This is a genomic window from Brumicola pallidula DSM 14239 = ACAM 615, from assembly GCF_000428905.1.
Classification (GTDB): domain Bacteria; phylum Pseudomonadota; class Gammaproteobacteria; order Enterobacterales; family Alteromonadaceae; genus Glaciecola; species Glaciecola pallidula.
In genome coordinates this window covers 248,406-266,608 of sequence record NZ_KE386814.1, presented here as the reverse complement: position 1 = coordinate 266,608, position 18,203 = coordinate 248,406, and the positions used below count along the sequence as shown (strand labels likewise).

Below are 18,203 nucleotides of genomic sequence, written 5' to 3'. Positions count from 1 at the left end.
TGCGCGAGGTAATTTGTCACTAGCACGGGTAGCTGTATTGCCGTTTTTTCGTGCAATGTTAACCATGCGTAGTTCAACCCTCTCAGTTTAACTTTCTTGTCGTTAGTTTTATTTTTATTTTATGCCGTTAATTTGCCGTATAGACGTCTATATGTCAACCTTGATTTTAGGGTAAACGGAATATTTATGTGTTCAACATCGTTTAATTTGGGAATTCTTTCAACTTTGGGAATTTTAATAAAAACAAAATATTATAGAAAATAAGCATCATATCAACTTACAAAATCTGTCATCTGAGGTGGGAATTTGGGACTTCCTTGTATTTAAGTTACTCAATAAATAATTTTTATTTTTAGAAACTAAACAAATTTTCCAATTTTATGTTGTTTTAGAAAATAATGTGCCTGAGGAATTGCCTTACATTCCTTTAATTTCAGGTGTTATATTAGTATCCCAATGAGTTAAATAATGGCAGTTACACAGAATACGTTACAGGCTCGTGAATTGGCATCGTTCATCTTTTCGATGTTCTTTTAACGGTCAAGCAAACAATCTCCTTTGAGGATACTAGCGACGTTTAACTGGCTTGCCCAAGTCGAATCTTTCAACTATCCCCTCTATAAATGCAACTAAGCAGTAGCGTGCGATCGTATTAAAGTTAGAAACTGTGTATTAATGTTTGAAACTGGGTGATAAAGTTTGAAACGACACTTATGGACCATGAAGTGAAATTTACAACTGCACAGTATTTATCTGATTTTATTTTTTATGAAGTATTGATGGCTGTTGTGCGATTGTGTGCCTATAACTAGTATCTATCTTAATAGCCGTTTTCGATCCAGGCCGTGTGAAAACTCCAAATCATGGATTTTTGTCTTTAATTTTCCCTTAAAAACCTTCACTACAATCAATATAAATGGTCCTTTGCGGGTAATTCCTTTGTTTCGTTGACAAAGCGACGCATTGTCAACGGTCGCAAATTAGTTTTCACACGGCATGGACCCAAAGCGCAAGGTTCCACTAATTTATTGACGGGCAAGTAGGTGCCAATTATGGTCATTCGGATTTCGTTCAATTAAGCAGGTTTTCGGCTAAATTGTCGCAAAATTTTTTAGTTGTATGGGGCAAGAGCGCACACGTTTCGGATACAAATAGCGCTAGGTTACGGTAGCTTTTTAGTCGAGTTTTCGGCCACAATACTTTATTTATAATAGCAGTTACCGTTAACCCGACTTAGAGTAGTTCGGTTTATCAATATGCGTTTATACTGCCTCCCCAAAAAGGAAAAAACACCCATCATTGCCTGCTTTTTGGAGGTGCATTCCTATGTCATTAAGTCCAAGTTAAAGTTTCTTAGGACGACTGCCAGCTTGACATCCTCCCCGCCCTAAAGGGCGGGGATCCCTGCGGGTGAAAGCAACTTCTGCGCCCTACCTTCGGTGGGTTCCTGCTTCACAGAGCGGCCTGACTGCGCCGACTCTCCACAGGCTAACAAGCGATATCCTCGCTCTAAAACATTGATCGCGCCGACACATCGGCGTTATTTGCATAACCACAATCGACGCACAGGAACTGTGCTTGCGTGAGTCGATTGTCTTTACTGACATGCCCGCAGCACGGGCATGTTTGGCTAGTGTGGTGCGGCGGCACTGCAAGCAGCATACCACCGTTCCATGCCACCTTGTAGTCCAGCTGCCGCCTGAATTCTCCCCAGCCCTGATCGAGTATGGCACGATTTAAGCCGGACTTTTGTTTCACCATCTTGCCAGGCTGTTCGCTCGTGCCCGTAAAGTTACCAATAAAGCGCCTAACTTTTCATTGCGCTTAGCCACTTCAGAAACGCCAACAATAATAGCTGCGGTTATTAAATATTTTATGATCAACCAGCCCATCAATTACTCCATATTATAAAACCGATTGCTTATCGGTTTTCGTTCTGGCAGTATATGTTTAATCTCTAAATTAACAGTACGTATTTCAAATGTTTCTAGGTGAACTCGAAAAACAGGTCCTACAATATCTTTGGTCCTCGCCCAATGTCGATGCCAAACAGGTGCATGCGGCTCTCGCTAAACAGCGTGACAGTTCTCCTAATACTGTTCAAAGCGCATTGGAACGCCTTTTCAAAAAAGGGCTGTTAAGTCGCGAAAAGCAGGGCCACGCTTATCTTTACCGCGCAAAAATAAAACGGGAAGAATTAATCGCTAAGCTAATTGATAGCGTTGCCAGTGACTTTATCAGTCAAGGTGAAAACAGTCTTGTTGCTGCGTTCTCTTCAGTGTCATCAGACATGGATGAAGGTCAGCTTGACCAATTAGAGAAGTTGATAGAGATCCAACGCAGCCAACTTAAGCAGAGTAAAAGTAATGCTGATAAGTGACTTAGCGCTTGCCCTGAATCTTATGGCAATTGCCCTACTTGGGTTTTTCGTTGGCGCTTTATTGTTATCTTTTACTTGGTTTTTATTCGGACGATTTGTTAGCTTGTATTCCACCTCGTCACAGAAAATGTTGGTTTGGACTTGGCTATTAGGCCCATGGCTCTTAGGCTTAGTAACCATGCTTATTTTTAGCCCTTTGTTTGAACAAACTGCTTTATATGCTCGGATTGAACGGCTTGCACACTGGCATCACCTTTACGTTTTCCAATTAAATAGTTGGCACGGCGTCACTGTGATTCTTTTTATCGTATTTAGTGTGGGCTTAATCGTTATTAAAGGTTCGCAAGTTTATCGACAAGGTAATGCCTTATATACATTAAAACACTTTTCAAGCTCAGAGCACCTCACTAACCATGGCCAAAAAATATTGATAATAGACAGCGATGTTGCCACCGCGTTTACTTCCGGGCTATTGCGTCCGACCTGTTACATATCACAAGGGCTGATTGATAAACTGAGTGTCGCAGAACTCAATATTGTGATTGAGCATGAGCTAGCCCATACCCGCAATAAAGATCCGCTATTTATGTTATTAATTGCGTGCTTGTCAGCTTACTATCCGAAAAAGCTAGCGCTGCTTTTAAACGCGAAATATCGATTAATGACCGAGCACGCAGCCGACCAATCTACCGTGTTAAAACATTCAGCGGAAGATGTTGCTGCAACCATCCTAAAGGTCGTTAAATTACAAAAGTTACTGCCAGCTAAGGATACAAACTTATATCTGAGTTATTTTGGTGCCAATGATATTACGCTGCGAATACAGCAATTGCTAAAACCCACAAAAAAATCAATACCGATGATTATTCCCGTCGCGGTAATGCTAATTATGCTTTGCGTAACCATTGTTGCGGTAGATGCCACTCATCACCTTGTTGAATCTGTTTTTACCCATTCTTAAGGACTAAACCATGCAAAATCTGTTTCATTTTCACTTAATCTTAAAACCGATTGCAGCTCGGCTTTTGAATAAAAGGGCGAGATATTTATGTCTTCAACTCACCCTAGGCTTAATGTTGTTTCCACAACAAGCATTATCGCAAAATAACGTAAATTCAGAAACCTTAGCGTTATCTGAAGCCATTAGTCTTGCGCTTGCTGAGCATCCGGAAATGGCCGTATTCACTTATCAACGTGATGCGCTAAATGCGAGGGTAAAACAAGCGACGATTTTACCGAGACCAACAATTGGCTTTACTATTGAAGATGCCATGGGCACTGGCGAACACAGTAATTTTGGCGCGGCGCAAAGCACCTTGAACATTGGCTGGGTACTTGAGCAAAGAGCCATTGAAAGTCGTGTGAATGCAGCCAAAATCGCCGCAACACAGGTTGATTTTGACATCGAAATAAAAGCCTTAGATATCGCTGCACAAACGGCCACACTATTCATTGACGCCTTGATTTTAGATCAAAGATTGCAACTCGCCAAACTTGCCCAAAAACAAGCTAATGAGGTACTAAAAGTCATTGCGCGAAAGGTCATGGCAGGGAAAAGCTTATCTATTGAGCAACTTCAATCAGAGTCTGAATTAATTCGCAGAGCCTTGGAAGTTGAAGATCTCGAACACGAACTTGAGGCCAGTCGCTACAAATTAATGGCGCAATGGGGCGGTGAAGCAGACAGATACACACTTCGTGGCGATTTACTCAAAGTACCCGTTATACAGAATTTATCAGCACAGTTAGCAAAGCTTAATGAGCATCCTGCGCTGCTCGCATTTGCTAATCAGCAGCGCATCGCGCAATCAGAAATAGCGCTTACTCGTATCGAAGCCAGACCAAAATGGCAGGTGTCGGCAGGAATAAGACGCTATGAAACAAGTGATGATTTTGGTTTGGTCGCCGGTATTTCTATTCCATTTGGCAATGACGGGCGCAGCATGGGTGAAGTGCAAGTAATTAAGGCCAAGCAAGCTGAGTATCAAAGTCAAAGCGAGGTGCTAAAGCGTGCACTAAATACCCAGCTGTTTGTACTTTTGCAAAACATGAAACACAGTAAACATGTCATTGATACGCTAACCAAGCAAGTGATCCCCCTATTAGAGAAAGCCTCCATGCAGGCGAGTGATGCTTATGACATTGGTCGAATCGGCTATTTAGAGTGGACCACCATTAAACAAGAGCTGTTAAGTACGCAAGCGCAATTACTGGATGCTTATCAAGCCATCCACCTTCAACATATCGAAATTCAGCGCCTGACGGGTGCCACCCTTTCCAATTAAGTGAGAAAAAGATGAATAAACGACTCGTTATTTTAGTGTTTTTGTGTCAACTAGGGACGGCCTTTACGCTGACATCCAATGCCGTACAGGCAGCTTCCACCGCGATAAGCGAAGAAGCTGAGCCAGACAAAGGAATACATGGGGGCAGACTATTGCGCGACGGTGATTTTGCGGTCGAGCTGACTATATTTGAAAGCGGCGTGCCCCCTGAGTTTCGTATCTACGTGACACAAGGCGATAAGCTGTTAAGCCCTGAACAGGTTGATTTAAATATAAAACTAACGCGCTTAGGCGGCATTGTAGACGATATCAATTTTAAAGCAGAAGACGATTATTTACGTGGCGATACGGTAATTTATGAACCTCACTCTTTTGTCGTGTCCGTTAGCGCGCAGTATAAAGGCAAAAACTATACATGGCAGTACGATAACTTTGAAGGTCGTACCCTCATTGAAGAAAAAGTCGCACAAGCCATGGATATTAAAACGGAAACTGTCGGTTCGGCCACGTTGCATAAAACCGTTAAGGTGTTCGGCAAACTCGTATTGCCGGCTAATGCAAAGCGCACTATTCAGGCCCGATTTGAAGGTGAAATCAAACGCATGCACGTGGGTTTAGGCGACACGATTAAAGAAGGTCAGTTGCTCGTCACAATCGAAAGCAACGAAAGCTTGCAGTCATTCCAAATTAAATCACCGATTGCCGGTGTCATCAGTCAACAGCACGCAAATACCGGTGAGCAAACAGGCTCACGGACCCTCTTAGAAGTCACGCAAATAAGCAAACTTATTGCTGAACTGGCCGTGTTCCCCATGGATGCACCTTTGGTTAAACAAGCTGCACCAGTCACCTTAGCGATAAATGGTCAAGCTAGCACATTCCCCTCCGTTATTAACGGCGCCAGACTGCCTATGCGTGACGATCAAGCACGCTTGTTGTTAGCAGAAATAGACAACACCCATGGTCAGTTAAATGAAGGTATGTTTGTGAGTGCTCAGATAGAGGTGGACACATTTGAGGTACCACTCGCCGTTAAGCGGATCGGGTTGCAAAGCTTTAGGGACTTCACCGTCGTGTATGCAAAAGTAGGCGAAGAGTACGAAGTTAGAATGCTTGAATTAGGCCGTGAAGCGGGTGAGTGGATCGAAGTATTAGGTGGCATCGATTTAGGGACTGTTTACGTCACTGATAATAGCTACATAATTAAAGCCGATATTGAAAAATCCGGCGCATCACACGATCACTAGGAGCGCTGCATGTTAGATTTCATTTTACGTTTTGCCATCAAGCGCAACATTTTTATTATGGTGTTAGTACTTGGCGTTTCGGCGCTGGGTTTGTGGAATTTTACCAAATTACCCATAGATGCCGTGCCCGACATTACCAACGTTCAGGTGATGATAAACACAGACGCCCCTGGTTATACTCCACTGGAAGTAGAACAACGCATCTCTTATCCACTGGAAACTGCCTTAGCTGGACTACCGAACCTTGAAGGAACGCGCTCGGTTTCACGCTATGGTTTGTCTCAAGTTATCGCTATTTTTGGTGATGACACCGACATTTACTTTGCTCGCCAGTTGGTTAATGAACGACTCTCATCAGCTAAATCGTCACTGCCCGCTGGACTTGAACCTCAGTTAGGTCCAATAGCGACGGGGCTTGGTGAGATATTCATGTTCACGGTTGATGCACTGCCTGATGCGAGAGATAAAGACGGTGAGTTGATTACGCCGATGAACTTACGCTCCGTTCACGACTGGGTAATTCGTCCACAGTTAATGCGCGTGCCCGGTGTGGTTGAAGTCAATCCAATTGGGGGTTTTGAGCGCGAGTTAGTGGTCGCCTTTGAACCTGAAAAATTACTTTCATTTGGTCTTACACAGGCTGATATCGTTCGTGCCATAGAGAATAATAACACCAACCAAGGTGCTGGTTTCATTGAGAAAAATGGTGCTCAATGGTTGATCCGTATACCCGGGCAAATTGAAGATATAGATGCACTGAAACGTATTGTAATTGAAACTACAGACGGCGCTAGTATCCGCGTCAGTGACGTCGCCAATGTAAGCGAAGGGCATGGATTGCGCACCGGCGCAGCAACACAGGGCGGACGAGAGGTCGTCATGAGTACCGTGTTTATGCTCATTGGTGAAAATAGTCGCACGGTAGCATATGCCGTGGGCGAGAAGCTAAAGGAAGTAAACAAATCACTGCCCCAAGGGATCATCGCCACCGCAGTGTATGATCGAACTAAACTCGTCGACCAAACGCTCAACACGGTCAGAACTAACCTAACGGAAGGTGCGTTGTTAGTTATCGTTGTGTTATTCCTATTGCTGGGAAACTTTCGCGCTGCATTGTTAACCGCGCTGGTTATCCCCATCACGATGTTGATGTTGATCACGGGCATGGTAGAAACTAAGGTGAGTGCTAATTTAATGAGTCTGGGCGCACTGGATTTCGGTTTATTGGTGGATGGCGCCATTATTATTGTGGAGAACTGCTTACGTCGGCTAGGTCAAGCGAGTAACGCAAATCGCGACGGCCAGCAGTTAGCGTTAAAGCACCGCTTGGAAGTTGTATTTACGGCCACAAAAGAAGTCATACGCCCCGCCTTATTTGGCATGTTTATTATTACCGTTGTGTATATTCCTATCTTCGCACTTGAAGGCGTGGAGGGTAAGATGTTTCACCCCATGGCTACCACCGTTGTTATTGCATTATTATGTGCAACTATATTATCGGTCACGTTTGTGCCCGCTGCGACTGCATTATTGTTCAAAAAGCCGGTCAAAGAACGCCACAACTACATTATGAGTGGTGCTACCTTCTTGTATAGACCGGCACTTGGCTGGGTAATTAAAGCCAGATGGTTCGTGGTGATTGCTGCCATCGCCTTGGTGGGCATTATGGGCTACCAAGCTACGCGACTTGGTAGCGAATTCGTGCCTAACTTAGATGAAGGTGATATTGCCATGCATGCACTGCGCATACCGGGTACATCATTAAGTCAAGCGGTTGCACTTCAAGAAAGCTTGGAAGCACGCATTATGGAAATGCCGGAAGTAGAACGCGTATTTTCCAAAATTGGCACCGCCGATGTAGCGACCGATGCGGTACCGCCGAGTGTTGCCGACAACTTTATCATCCTAAAATCACGCGACCAGTGGCCTAATCCCAATAAACCTAAAGATCAAATCATTGAAGAATTAGCCGCATTAGTAGAACCGATACCCGGTAATCGATATGAATTCTTACAACCAATACAGATGCGCTTCAATGAACTTTTGTCCGGCGTGCGAGCAGAGTTGGCTATCAAAGTGTTTGGCGACAATTTTGAAGTACTAGACGCAGTAGGAAGTAGCATCCAAGATGCGATTGGTAGTGTAGAGGGTATTGCCGATATACAAATGGAGCAAACCACCGGTTTGCCTATGCTAACCATACAGCCCAAACTTGAGAAGCTTGCACAATACGGCATTTCTAAAGCTGACATCCAGCAGCAACTGTCCACGTCATTGGGCGGTCGCGTAGCCGGCAAGTTTTATGAAGGCGATGCTAGAGCAGACATTGTGGTGCGTTTGCAAGAGAGCATGCGCAGCGACATTGATGCCCTGTATCGCTTGCCTATCCATTTACCCGATGGGCACTATGTGCCGCTGCAAGAGTTAGCTAGCCTAGAGATGTTACTAGGTACAAATCAAGTGAACCGCGAAAACGGTAAGCGACGGGTAGTGGTGACCGCGAATGTTAGAGGTCGTGATTTAGGTAGCTTTGTTGCCGATATTCAAACCCAAATAAATGCAAACGTGGATATTCCTGCGGGCTACTGGCTTGAATATGGCGGTACATATCAAAAACTGCAATCAGCCTCAAAGCGCTTGTCGATTGTGGTGCCGGTAACCTTGTTCATGATCCTTGGATTATTAATACTCGCTCTAGGCTCATTTAAAGACGCCATGATCATCTTTACCGGCGTGCCACTTGCCCTAACGGGTGGCATTGCAGCGCTGTTGCTTCGCGATATTCCATTCTCCATTTCAGCGGCTGTGGGGTTTATCGCGCTATCGGGTATTGCGATAGGAAACGGCTTAGTTATGGTGTCGTTTATTCGTGATCTTCGCAAACAAAAGATCCCACTGGAAGAGGCTATATTTGACGGCGCTATCACGCGCTTACGCCCCGTTATCACTACCGCTTTGGTCGCTTCTTTGGGCTTCGTTCCTATGGCTCTCAACACAGGCATTGGCTCAGAGGTTCAACGACCGCTTGCGACGGTGGTTATTGGTGGGATTATTTCAGCCACGCTACTGACCTTGTTTGTTGTACCTGCACTATATCGTATATTACACAAAGATAAGTACGACCATGACGTAATTAATAAGGAGCATACTCATGCATAGTCAGGTGTTACGTTTTACCGCATTGTTATTTGCCGTGGCGTTGATGGGTATGTCGTTTGACATACTCGCCCACGGTGTTGACGACAAGACGCGCGTATTCTTGGAGCAAAATACAGGGGTTCAGTTTATTCCCTTCATTTACATTGGTGCAAAACACATGTTTACGGGTTATGACCACATCTTATTTCTAGTGGGTGTCATATTCTTTTTGTATCGAAGCAGAGACGTGTTGCTGTATATCAGCATGTTCACCATTGGCCATAGTATTACCTTGCTGTGGGGTGTACTTGGCGATATTCAGGTTAATCCATATCTTATTGACGCCATTATTGGTTTCTCGGTTATTTATAAAGGCTTTGATAACCTAGGCGGGTTTAAACGACTGCTGGGTAAACAGCCAAGTACGAAGCTCGCGGTATTAATATTTGGTCTATTTCATGGTTTTGGATTAGCCACCAAACTGCAAGAATTCGAATTGGACTCAGACGGTCTCGTTGCCAATATGATTGCGTTTAACATTGGCGTTGAGCTTGGCCAATTCATGGCACTCGCGTTCATCGTCATTGCGATTAATTTTTGGCGTAAGTCACCTTCATTCCAACGCTTTGCGATCACCACTAACACCATGCTTATGAGCGCCGGCTTAATGTTAGTTGGGCTGCAATTAACCGGTTATTATTTATCTTAACAATGAACGAGAAAACACAATGACACCACCTATAGTTAGCACTAAAACACTACTTAAATCGACGATTGTAGCCACGATAATCGCCCTAATTGTCCTTGTTGTTTTTATTCTGCCAGCAGAATACAACATTGACCCTACTCACATTGGTCATAGATTGGGTTTAACAGCATTAGCCCACCACGACGATGAAGCTGAGTCAAAAGCTGATATTATAGTTAACGCAAAGCAAGGACAGCAGGTGATTGAAGTGACCGTGCCTGCGGGTAAAGGTATCGAGTATAAATTTCAAATGGCTCAGTATGAAAAAATGACCTACGAATGGATAACCGACGGTGAGCCGCTCTACTTTGATTTGCACGGCGAGCCACAAGGAGATACCACGGGGTATTTCGAGAGTTACGCAATCGCAACTTTAAGCGCAATGAAAGGTAGCTTTACCTCACCGTTTGCGGGCTCGCATGGATGGTATTGGAAGAACAACAGTGACAAGCCCGTTGCCATTCAATTGATCGTTGAAGGGCAATATGAAGTCATTGGTCTTAAATAATAAATAAACAGAGGATTGCAGAAATGAAAAAAATGATACGCACAGCAATATCCACCGTATTCTTAATTACATGCATAGGAACAGGCTTTGCCATAGCCCATGAGGGCCATGACATCATCAGCAGTGAAACGGCACTCAGCATTGCCAATAAATCGGTCAAACAGCTTACGTTTAAGGACTTAGGCTATGATATAGGTAAACTTGATGCAAGTTGGAAGTCGTTAACTGATTCGAGTTTCAGTCTAATACAGGAATTAGATAAAACATTTATTGTCAGGGCCACAAACGCCACTAACACTAACGTTATCTACGTTGAAATAGCGAAGAACGGAAAAGTGCTTGGTGTTAAGCGTGGGCAAGAGTGAATTGAGTTAATGAGACTATTACCAAAGCTTATTTAGTCGCTTCGGACTCGGATGAAGTATTGGTTGTCAACATACTTTTATGACTGCTTTGTGGGAGGTAAAAAAGTGATTTCTGCTATTTCAAATTCTTTCGCGTTCTGCGGAACAGTTATAAGATATAGCAAGCCAAGGTCTCCAGTCATTTCATAGACAACACCAAAATCTATTAGCTTCTTTACTGTTTCAAACTGAAGTGTTTCAAACTGAAGTGTTTCAAACTGAAGTGTTTCAAACTGAAGTGTTTCAAACTGAAGTGTTTCAAACTGAAGTGTTTACGTCGCTGCTGCAAGTAAAGAGTAAGTTCTGTTATTTTCTAGCCAAACTCTATTAATACTGCCAGTAAACTTTTTTATTAACTCTTCAACAATATCAGGGTGAACTCTCGGTCTTTGTCGATTTCTTTAGTTATTCTTTGGTAATCATCACATATGTCGTTATCTTGCATTTTATTAGAAAATATAACGTTTTTTGTGGCTCTAGTCCTTGAGTGCTCTCTATAATTTTATTTTCACTCAAAGTATCCTTTTCAATATTAGTATCACCTTGGCTGAATATATAAAAACTAATAGCGCCTAAAAACCCAATAGCTAAGTATAATTTATAGACACTATTCATTTACTATTTTCCTTATAATCTACCTATATCTTAATTAGTTACAGACTGTGTTTCACAGAAGAATCAGCATAGGCGGTCAATGTTTAGTGGCAGATTCAAATTGCTTCGGTTTTTTGTTTTACATCCCCTCTTATACTCTACTGATTGACCGAATGCAGCGCTATTTATTACTGCTATTTATTGCTGCAATTTATTGCTGCAATTTATTACTGCTATTTATTACTGCTCTTTATTACTGCAATTTATAAATATCTTTTGTAAATATCTTTTGTAAAAGCTGCGAATACTCCCCATCATCTGAAATTATCTGACTTAATTCTTTTTTGATTTTTATCCGATCTGTTATTATGAAAAAAAAAAGATAGTTTATATTTAATCAGGAAAAAATATGCCAAGCAAACAGCAAAAAAATGACGACGAAGGTCATGTTCATGGTCCAGATTGCAACCATCACCATCATCACGAGCCACAAACTCCGATTATTAGAGAAGGCGCTAAAATCGGCCGTAACGATGCATGCCCTTGTGGTAGTGCTAAAAAGTACAAGAAATGTTGCGGTAAGTAAGAGCCGCAGTGTTTATGCTTTAGGTATCTCTGTAAATGTTGAGTAAGGCCATTTACAGACTAGTAATAATATCTCAGATTAGAATAAGCTAACTCTTTGAACCGCGCTAATTAAAGGTTTTTTATATATCGAGATGGAAAAATCGAAGCTTCATTTTATTAAAGAATTAACTGGGTTATTAGCACCATTTAAGCAATCACTAGAGCAACTTAAACTCCAGAAACTCAAGCTGGTCATCCATGTTGGCACACCAAAAACTGGCACCACTAGCTTGCAAACCTATCTTGATAAAAAACAACGTAAGCTCAGAGGAAAAGGGATCCTTTATCCACATAATCTTGATAAATTACAGAATACCGCAGCACCAAAACACCAATGGTTTGAGAAGAATTTAGTAACGGTAAATTTGGACAGCTTGCTAGAAAACTTTAAGAATATAATCTCACAAGTTAAAAACGACACCCACACCATTATATTGTCATCTGAAGGTATTTATAATTACTGGTGGGATTTTCCCAGCCAATCAAAAGATATTTTAGGTGAGTTGAGTAAACTCTTCGATATTGAAGTCTGGGTGTGGTTTCGTGAACCCTTAGGTTTTATTGAAAGTTACTATAAGCAATGTATTCGCAACCCCCAAGTTGTCGGCAACCCATGTTATGGCAAGGACTTATCCTTTGCTGAAATGTTAAATATCAACTGGTTTTTTCAACATTTAGACTATCAAGGCTTCGTTACAGAATGCCAAACAGTGTTTGGTATAAATAATATTTCAGTATTTCAATATGAAGGTGATGTGGTGCAAGAAGTCATACGGAAATTAGGGCTCGCGACTCCTCATGACAATCCGACCCCGAGACAAAATAGTAGTGTAAATAGTGCTTCAATAAAATTACTAAGAACCATAAACCACTATAATATTAAAGCAAAAGACAAAACACTTTTGATGCCTCATTTAAAAGCAATCAATTCGGTCCTTGAGAATTATGCAAATGACATATTGATTGATGAAGCATCTAAGAAAAGAGTCCTGCAGTTATCTAAGCCTATAAACTTTAAGTCAAAGGTCTAGGGGGCGCTCTCTTCATTACCTTCTGATTACATGTTAAGTGAGTCGAAAAGGTACTGAAAAACCTCATCTCGGTTTATTTCATTAAAGTTCTCATGCAGGTTATCTTCATAATAACGGTATTGCGCTAGCGGTGACTGGATGAGGTCCATTTGAGTCTTAGCAAACTGAGCGTCTGCCAGATGATCCATTCCAGCAATAGCCACAGCAAGAGGATATTCTGCCCAATTCGAGAGTTCTATTGCTAGTTTCGCTTGAGCCTGTTTGGAGACATTGGCGAAACGAGGAGTGGCAAATCCGCCTCGCAGTCCAGAGTCGATGTCTTGCTGATGTCGCTTCAAAACTGCTTGGTCATGAGTCAACTGGCTCAAATCAATTTTTAATGAAACTGGCAAAGTGGGGAGAAATTTTGCAAGTATATTTACAATAAATACTGGAATAGGTGGACCCGTCTTATTCTTGAGCCAAGGTGAAGAAATTCCAAAACCGCGGATGTTTTTTTGGTTTTTGCCTAAACTCAGCCCATATAGCAAAGCGATTAGTCCACCCATCGAATGGCCAAAAATATAGATTGGAAGATCCTGAGTATCGTTTTGTGAAGCGTTAACGAGATCATGAATATGCTGTAAATAAACATCAAATGTTTCAATATCAAGTAAGTTTCTTTTACCCGCATTTATTTCGGCGTAGGTTCCATGGCCAGGAAGGTCTATGGCATGCAGCTCATACCCCTTTTGATTATAGAACTGCGCCACCACATTCCAGTCTCCAGAGTGAGCCATTCCGCCATGGATCGCGATAATGATCCCCTTAGGTGTCTCTGCTGCATTCCATTTACGAACGAGGAGATCCTCATTGTTTTTGGTTGGGATAGTATACGTACTGTTTTCGCCAAATGCATGAGTAGTCATGAATGTCTCGCCTGTTGAATTTTGTTATCGCCGCAGTCATGCTGATTATTGTAGTGTTGTCGACGTTCTAAGATATAAAGAATAAACGCTATCCTAGATCTATACAACAGAACTGAGTTCAAGCAATACTCACTTCATGCGACTAACAACTTAAAGCGAGAAAACGATATAGACCCAATTATTGATCTAGCTTCCAACATCCATATGTTTTAAGTCACTGGCATAAAAAAAATGTTTAATACCTTGTGTTTTTCTTATATTGTCCCAAGCTATACAGTGATGCAAACAAAAAAAACGTAATCAAAGCAAAGAGGAAAACCTATGAAAATAAATGTTTCAGGTCACCACTGCGATATCTCAGAGTCAGCTAAAGCAGATATTCAGCAGAAATTCTCAAAAATAGAGAGCCATTTCCCGACCCTCATCGCCGTAGATGTGATTTTGACTAAAGAGCACAGAGAATACAGCGCCGAGGTTGCCACTAAATATGAAGGTAGCAGTATTGCAGTAAAAGGCAAGAATGACGTTATGTATCCGGCCGTTTCTCAAGCCATTAAAAAATTAGATGCAGCGCTTAAACACCGAAAAGGCCAATTAAAAGGTGACTTACATGAGAAACCCACAGTAACTACACCAGAAATTGCGCATGAAATTATCCAAGATATGGACCTAAGTTAAGCCATCTCTATTTAGCAAACGCGCTCAAGTTAACACTGAGAACTTGAGCGCAATAATAAAGAATGTTCATCAAAACCTACCTCTGACGGCACAAATGCAGCCCGCTTACTCGACTACTTGATATAATTGACGACTCAAAAATAAACTCATACGCAGCATTACTAGTATCATTGAACATAAAGCTACTATATGTAAAAGTTCATCAGTGTAGACTGCTCCCAAAAATCAAAGGATAAAAAGTGACAGAGGTCATTCTAGGTAAGCCACAAATCTCTCAAGAATTAATTGAATTTGACAGTGAATTTTACGAAATCACAAAAACAATCAATATTTTGAGCGCAGTAAATCCAACTAATTTTGACCAACAAAAAAAAACCTTCTTTGATAGCCACTTTTCGATTGAACCTGAGTTCACCTATGAAGGCAGTAAATTAGACGTATTTGCAACCAAAAGGAGGTTATTAAATTTACCCCTTGAAAAGGTCGTAGATGACGACCTTACGGAAATTTATTTTGACACCATTGATAGCTACTTAGACAAAGTAGATCAATTCAACTCTATTGGTACTAGTGACTTTATTTATGATTCTCTTCGTTATTTTGGTGAGCCCACACAAAAAGATATCGGCAACGCAAAATTCATCCTGCATTTACCCGGTAATCTAAATGAGGAAAATGAGGAAGTTTTAGTATTTGAGGAAATCAAAAAAATATTAGTCGATTTTGCTGAAAGTAATGGCTTACCCTACAATCTCAAGATCGAAGAAAACATGATCGCAAATGCCCTAATATCAGGTAATACACTTAAATTAAACAAAAATGCAAAGCTTTCATTAAGCGACACCAATGCCTTGGCACAACATGAAATTGGCGTGCACCTAGTAACCACGTTAAATGCAAGACAGCAACCGCTAAGAATATTAGAAATAGGTAACCCGCTTAATACCATGACGCAAGAAGGTTTGGCTATTTTAAGTGAATACTTGTCGGATAACTTAACCATCAAACGTTTGAAAATATTGGCCTTGCGGGTAGTCGCAGTGCAATCCATGATAAAGGAAAAAAGCTTCAGAAAAAGTTTTTTAATGCTTAAAGAAGAGTATGGCGCGAGCAATGATATTGCCTTCGCGGTATGTTCACGCATATACAGAGGTGGCGGTTTCGTGAAGGATTATTTATACATGCAAGGTTTTCATAAAATGCTGAATGCTTATGAAAACGAGCCTAATTTCAATTTACTATTTGCGGGTAAAACATCGATTGACTATTTGCCACAAATTAGCCGATTGATTACCAAAGGCATTTTAAATGAGCCTCAGTATGTGTCTGATATCTTCAAAAACCCAAATAGTTTAAGCGAAATTAAACAATACATTGCGCATGCAATAAGATAACGCATGCAATAAAAAAACGCTAAAGAATCGAAACGTACTACTTGCGTTTAGAAGTATTGCGTTTCTTCGCTTTAACTTTATCACCCGTGATATCTGTTTTACTCACTTTGTTGGTTTTGCTAGGGCGACCGCTCTTTGAAATGCTTTTCAACAAACTTTGACGATTGCTCACTTCAAACCCTTTCTTTACCACTCGCTTAATAGAAGAACCAATAAGCGTCTCAATGCGACTTATGGTGCGCTCTTCTTCACGACTCACAAATGAAATTGCATTACCTGAGTTTCCAGCGCGACCCGTACGACCAATTCTGTGAACATAATCTTCGGGTAAGTAAGGCAGATTGTAATTGACCACAAAATCCAAACCTTGAATGTCTAGTCCTCGTGCTGCAACTTCAGTTGAAATTAATACCTGAAGCTTGGCTGACTTAAAATCAGCCAGTGCGCGGCGACGTGAGCCCTGACTTTTATCACCGTGACAAACCGCAGCCTCAATTTTACTTTGTTTGAGTGCCGCCATGAGTTTGTCGGCCTGCTCTTTTGTGCTGGTAAAAACCAATACTTGGAACCAATTTTGTTCTTTCAGCAAGGCCTTAAATAAATCAATTTTGCGTGATTCTTCAACCGGGTACATTACATGGTTTACTGTGTCAGCAGCAGCATTAGCTCTGCTCACTCGAATTTCAGTGTGATTATTTAGGATCTTGTGGCACAACTCATTTACTGCGGGCGAACTGGTTGCAGAGTATAAGAGAGTTTGGCGTTTTTTCGCCGTGTGCTGCATAATTTTACTCACATCAGCGATAAAGCCCATGTCTAGCATGCGATCGGCTTCATCAAGCACAACAAACTCTGCGTTGGCCAAAGTCACGTTATTCAGTGCCATGTGTTCGAGTAAACGACCAGGCGTTGCAATAAGCACATCAATCCCTTGTTTTAATTTGCTCATTTGCCCAGCCATTTTTACGCCACCGTATAATGCCGTAACCGTTAATGCCGTGAATTGAGCATAACCACCGATAGCTTCAGCAAGTTGCTCAGCGAGTTCTCGGGTTGGGGTTAAAATTAGCGCTCTTGGGCTACTTGAAATAGTCTCTTTAGGCGTATCAAGCATTTGCTGCAAAACAGGCAATCCAAAAGCAGCCGTTTTACCGGTACCCGTTTGGGCATGGACAAGCAAGTCTTTACCGCGACGCGCTTTCACCATTGATAATTCTTGAACAGGCGTCATCTCGCTGTATCCGCAAGCCTCAATAGCTTGCTCAAGTGATGCGTGTAGGCCTAAAGTTGAAAATTTCATGTGGGGTCCTCTGTAGCGGTTTTCTGTAATGTAGTCGTTTAATGGCATGAAAGACCAATAACCACTGGCTACAGTCAAAAAATGAATGCGGAATATACAGTATTTTATACGATTTGGTGGGATTAAATGATGTTTTTCTGCTCAACACCGATATAAGCGCAAATACTAGGATATTAGAAGTTGCGGTTTTTCAAAACAAAACCTCTGGAGAGCCTGTTAGCTGTGCGTTTTATAACACTGTTTTATTAATAGCGTTTAAGCATAAAAGTTGATAATAAAGCGGAATTATAAAGCTTTATAAAAAAATTAAAAAGTTAGCTGTCTACAATTCCGTTTTTTAGTCCCTTTTGTTTTTTTCGCTCTCGACGTCTCTTTGCAATCATCGATGTTGGTGTGCTAATAAGTAGGTTCAAAAACAAGCCAAATAATACACCAAATAAAATACCTTCGGTTGTAATAGGTAAACCAAATGAAAAATTTTCTAAGGTATTGTCTATGTATTGCCAACCACTTGGGGACAGCATAAAGAACAACTTCTGAATTATATTGCCGCTTTGGAAAACCGCGAGTCCTTCACTCAACTCATTATACTTAATGATGGTTTGTTGTTTCTGAACTGCGTCATCGCGCACGCTAGGAACTGCATTTTGCAGATGATGTTCAATCATAGCGTCTACAGAGTCATAATTGTATTTTTTGGCAGTTTTTTGATACCCATCAATTTGCCATTGATTCGATTCATGCATGCCCGCTAAAAATTGCTGATAATGATCCGCCAACTGAGGCACTTGAAGAGCCAAAACTAATGTGACGCCAAAAAACAGCTTGTCGAGTGTTTTAAATATCAATGTAATTCCTACTTAACTTGAAGTGCACAGTTACTAATAGCCTTTTATCTGCACTCGCTTAATATAAAATATATAGTAAGGATTGGATTAATCAAGGTCGCGACAATGACAAC

At 41.5% G+C, this 18,203-nt stretch carries 17 protein-coding genes; 12 read left to right on the top strand and 5 right to left on the bottom strand.

The window, feature by feature from the left end; genetic code table 11:
- Positions 1–1,509 precede the first annotated feature (1,509 nt).
- Positions 1,510–1,662, bottom strand: coding sequence for a transposase (locus G399_RS22575; protein ID WP_244877403.1), 153 nt, complete (start codon positions 1,660–1,662; stop codon positions 1,510–1,512).
- A gap of 319 nt (positions 1,663–1,981) precedes the next feature.
- On the opposite strand from G399_RS22575, the gene G399_RS0112030 reads away from it, so the two are divergent.
- The 8 genes from G399_RS0112030 to G399_RS0111995 are packed head-to-tail and all read left to right on the top strand — an operon-like array spanning position 1,982 to position 10,671.
- On the top strand, positions 1,982–2,380 hold the full coding sequence (locus G399_RS0112030; protein WP_006013904.1) for a BlaI/MecI/CopY family transcriptional regulator: 399 nt from the start codon (positions 1,982–1,984) through the stop codon (positions 2,378–2,380).
- Positions 2,367–3,341, top strand: a complete 975-nt coding sequence (locus tag G399_RS0112025; RefSeq protein WP_006013902.1) for a M56 family metallopeptidase — start codon at positions 2,367–2,369, stop codon at positions 3,339–3,341. The genes G399_RS0112030 and G399_RS0112025 overlap by 14 nt, the downstream gene beginning before the upstream one ends.
- A 10-nt stretch (positions 3,342–3,351) precedes the next feature.
- Positions 3,352–4,665 (top strand): TolC family protein, encoded by a 1,314-nt coding sequence (locus G399_RS0112020; RefSeq protein WP_006013900.1) that lies wholly within the window; start codon positions 3,352–3,354, stop codon positions 4,663–4,665.
- 11 nt (positions 4,666–4,676) lie between these two features.
- Complete coding sequence (locus G399_RS0112015) at positions 4,677–5,912, top strand: efflux RND transporter periplasmic adaptor subunit (protein WP_006013898.1); 1,236 nt, start codon at positions 4,677–4,679, stop codon at positions 5,910–5,912.
- A gap of 9 nt (positions 5,913–5,921) precedes the next feature.
- Positions 5,922–9,071: an efflux RND transporter permease subunit gene (locus G399_RS0112010; RefSeq protein WP_006013897.1), complete on the top strand. Its 3,150-nt coding sequence runs from the start codon at positions 5,922–5,924 to the stop codon at positions 9,069–9,071.
- Positions 9,064–9,759 (top strand): HupE/UreJ family protein, encoded by a 696-nt coding sequence (locus tag G399_RS0112005; protein ID WP_006013895.1) that lies wholly within the window; start codon positions 9,064–9,066, stop codon positions 9,757–9,759. The genes G399_RS0112010 and G399_RS0112005 overlap by 8 nt, the downstream gene beginning before the upstream one ends.
- Before the next feature lie 19 nt (positions 9,760–9,778).
- Complete coding sequence (locus tag G399_RS0112000) at positions 9,779–10,306, top strand: hypothetical protein (protein WP_006013893.1); 528 nt, start codon at positions 9,779–9,781, stop codon at positions 10,304–10,306.
- Positions 10,307–10,329: 23 nt separating this feature from the next.
- Positions 10,330–10,671 (top strand): DUF6488 family protein, encoded by a 342-nt coding sequence (locus G399_RS0111995; RefSeq protein ID WP_006013891.1) that lies wholly within the window; start codon positions 10,330–10,332, stop codon positions 10,669–10,671.
- Positions 10,672–11,115: 444 nt separating this feature from the next.
- Here the strand turns inward: G399_RS0111995 and G399_RS0111990 are convergent, their stop codons facing one another.
- On the bottom strand, positions 11,116–11,325 hold the full coding sequence (locus tag G399_RS0111990) for a hypothetical protein (protein ID WP_006013886.1): 210 nt from the start codon (positions 11,323–11,325) through the stop codon (positions 11,116–11,118).
- A gap of 388 nt (positions 11,326–11,713) precedes the next feature.
- On the opposite strand from G399_RS0111990, the gene G399_RS0111985 reads away from it, so the two are divergent.
- Positions 11,714–11,890, top strand: coding sequence for an SEC-C metal-binding domain-containing protein (locus tag G399_RS0111985; protein ID WP_006013884.1), 177 nt, complete (start codon positions 11,714–11,716; stop codon positions 11,888–11,890).
- 133 nt (positions 11,891–12,023) lie between these two features.
- Complete coding sequence (locus G399_RS0111980) at positions 12,024–12,962, top strand: hypothetical protein (RefSeq protein ID WP_006013882.1); 939 nt, start codon at positions 12,024–12,026, stop codon at positions 12,960–12,962.
- Between the two features lie 26 nt (positions 12,963–12,988).
- Here G399_RS0111980 and G399_RS0111975 read toward each other — a convergent pair whose 3' ends face one another.
- Positions 12,989–13,870: an alpha/beta fold hydrolase gene (locus G399_RS0111975; RefSeq protein WP_006013880.1), complete on the bottom strand. Its 882-nt coding sequence runs from the start codon at positions 13,868–13,870 to the stop codon at positions 12,989–12,991.
- 321 nt (positions 13,871–14,191) lie between these two features.
- Here G399_RS0111975 and hpf point away from each other — a divergent pair, with 321 nt between their 5' ends.
- Both hpf and G399_RS0111965 read left to right on the top strand, forming a co-directional pair.
- Positions 14,192–14,548, top strand: a complete 357-nt coding sequence (gene hpf, locus G399_RS0111970) for a ribosome hibernation-promoting factor, HPF/YfiA family (protein ID WP_006013878.1) — start codon at positions 14,192–14,194, stop codon at positions 14,546–14,548.
- Positions 14,549–14,787: 239 nt separating this feature from the next.
- Positions 14,788–15,942: a flavohemoglobin expression-modulating QEGLA motif protein gene (locus G399_RS0111965; protein WP_006013877.1), complete on the top strand. Its 1,155-nt coding sequence runs from the start codon at positions 14,788–14,790 to the stop codon at positions 15,940–15,942.
- 37 nt (positions 15,943–15,979) lie between these two features.
- Here the strand turns inward: G399_RS0111965 and G399_RS0111960 are convergent, their stop codons facing one another.
- Both G399_RS0111960 and G399_RS0111955 read right to left on the bottom strand, forming a co-directional pair.
- Entirely contained in the window at positions 15,980–17,242 is a 1,263-nt protein-coding gene (locus tag G399_RS0111960; protein ID WP_006013876.1) for a DEAD/DEAH box helicase, read from the bottom strand.
- Positions 17,243–17,556: 314 nt separating this feature from the next.
- The gene (locus G399_RS0111955; protein ID WP_006013874.1) at positions 17,557–18,090 is read right to left on the bottom strand and encodes a DUF2937 family protein; all 534 of its coding nucleotides are present in this window, start codon (positions 18,088–18,090) and stop codon (positions 17,557–17,559) included.
- Between the last annotated feature and the right edge of the window lie 113 nt (positions 18,091–18,203).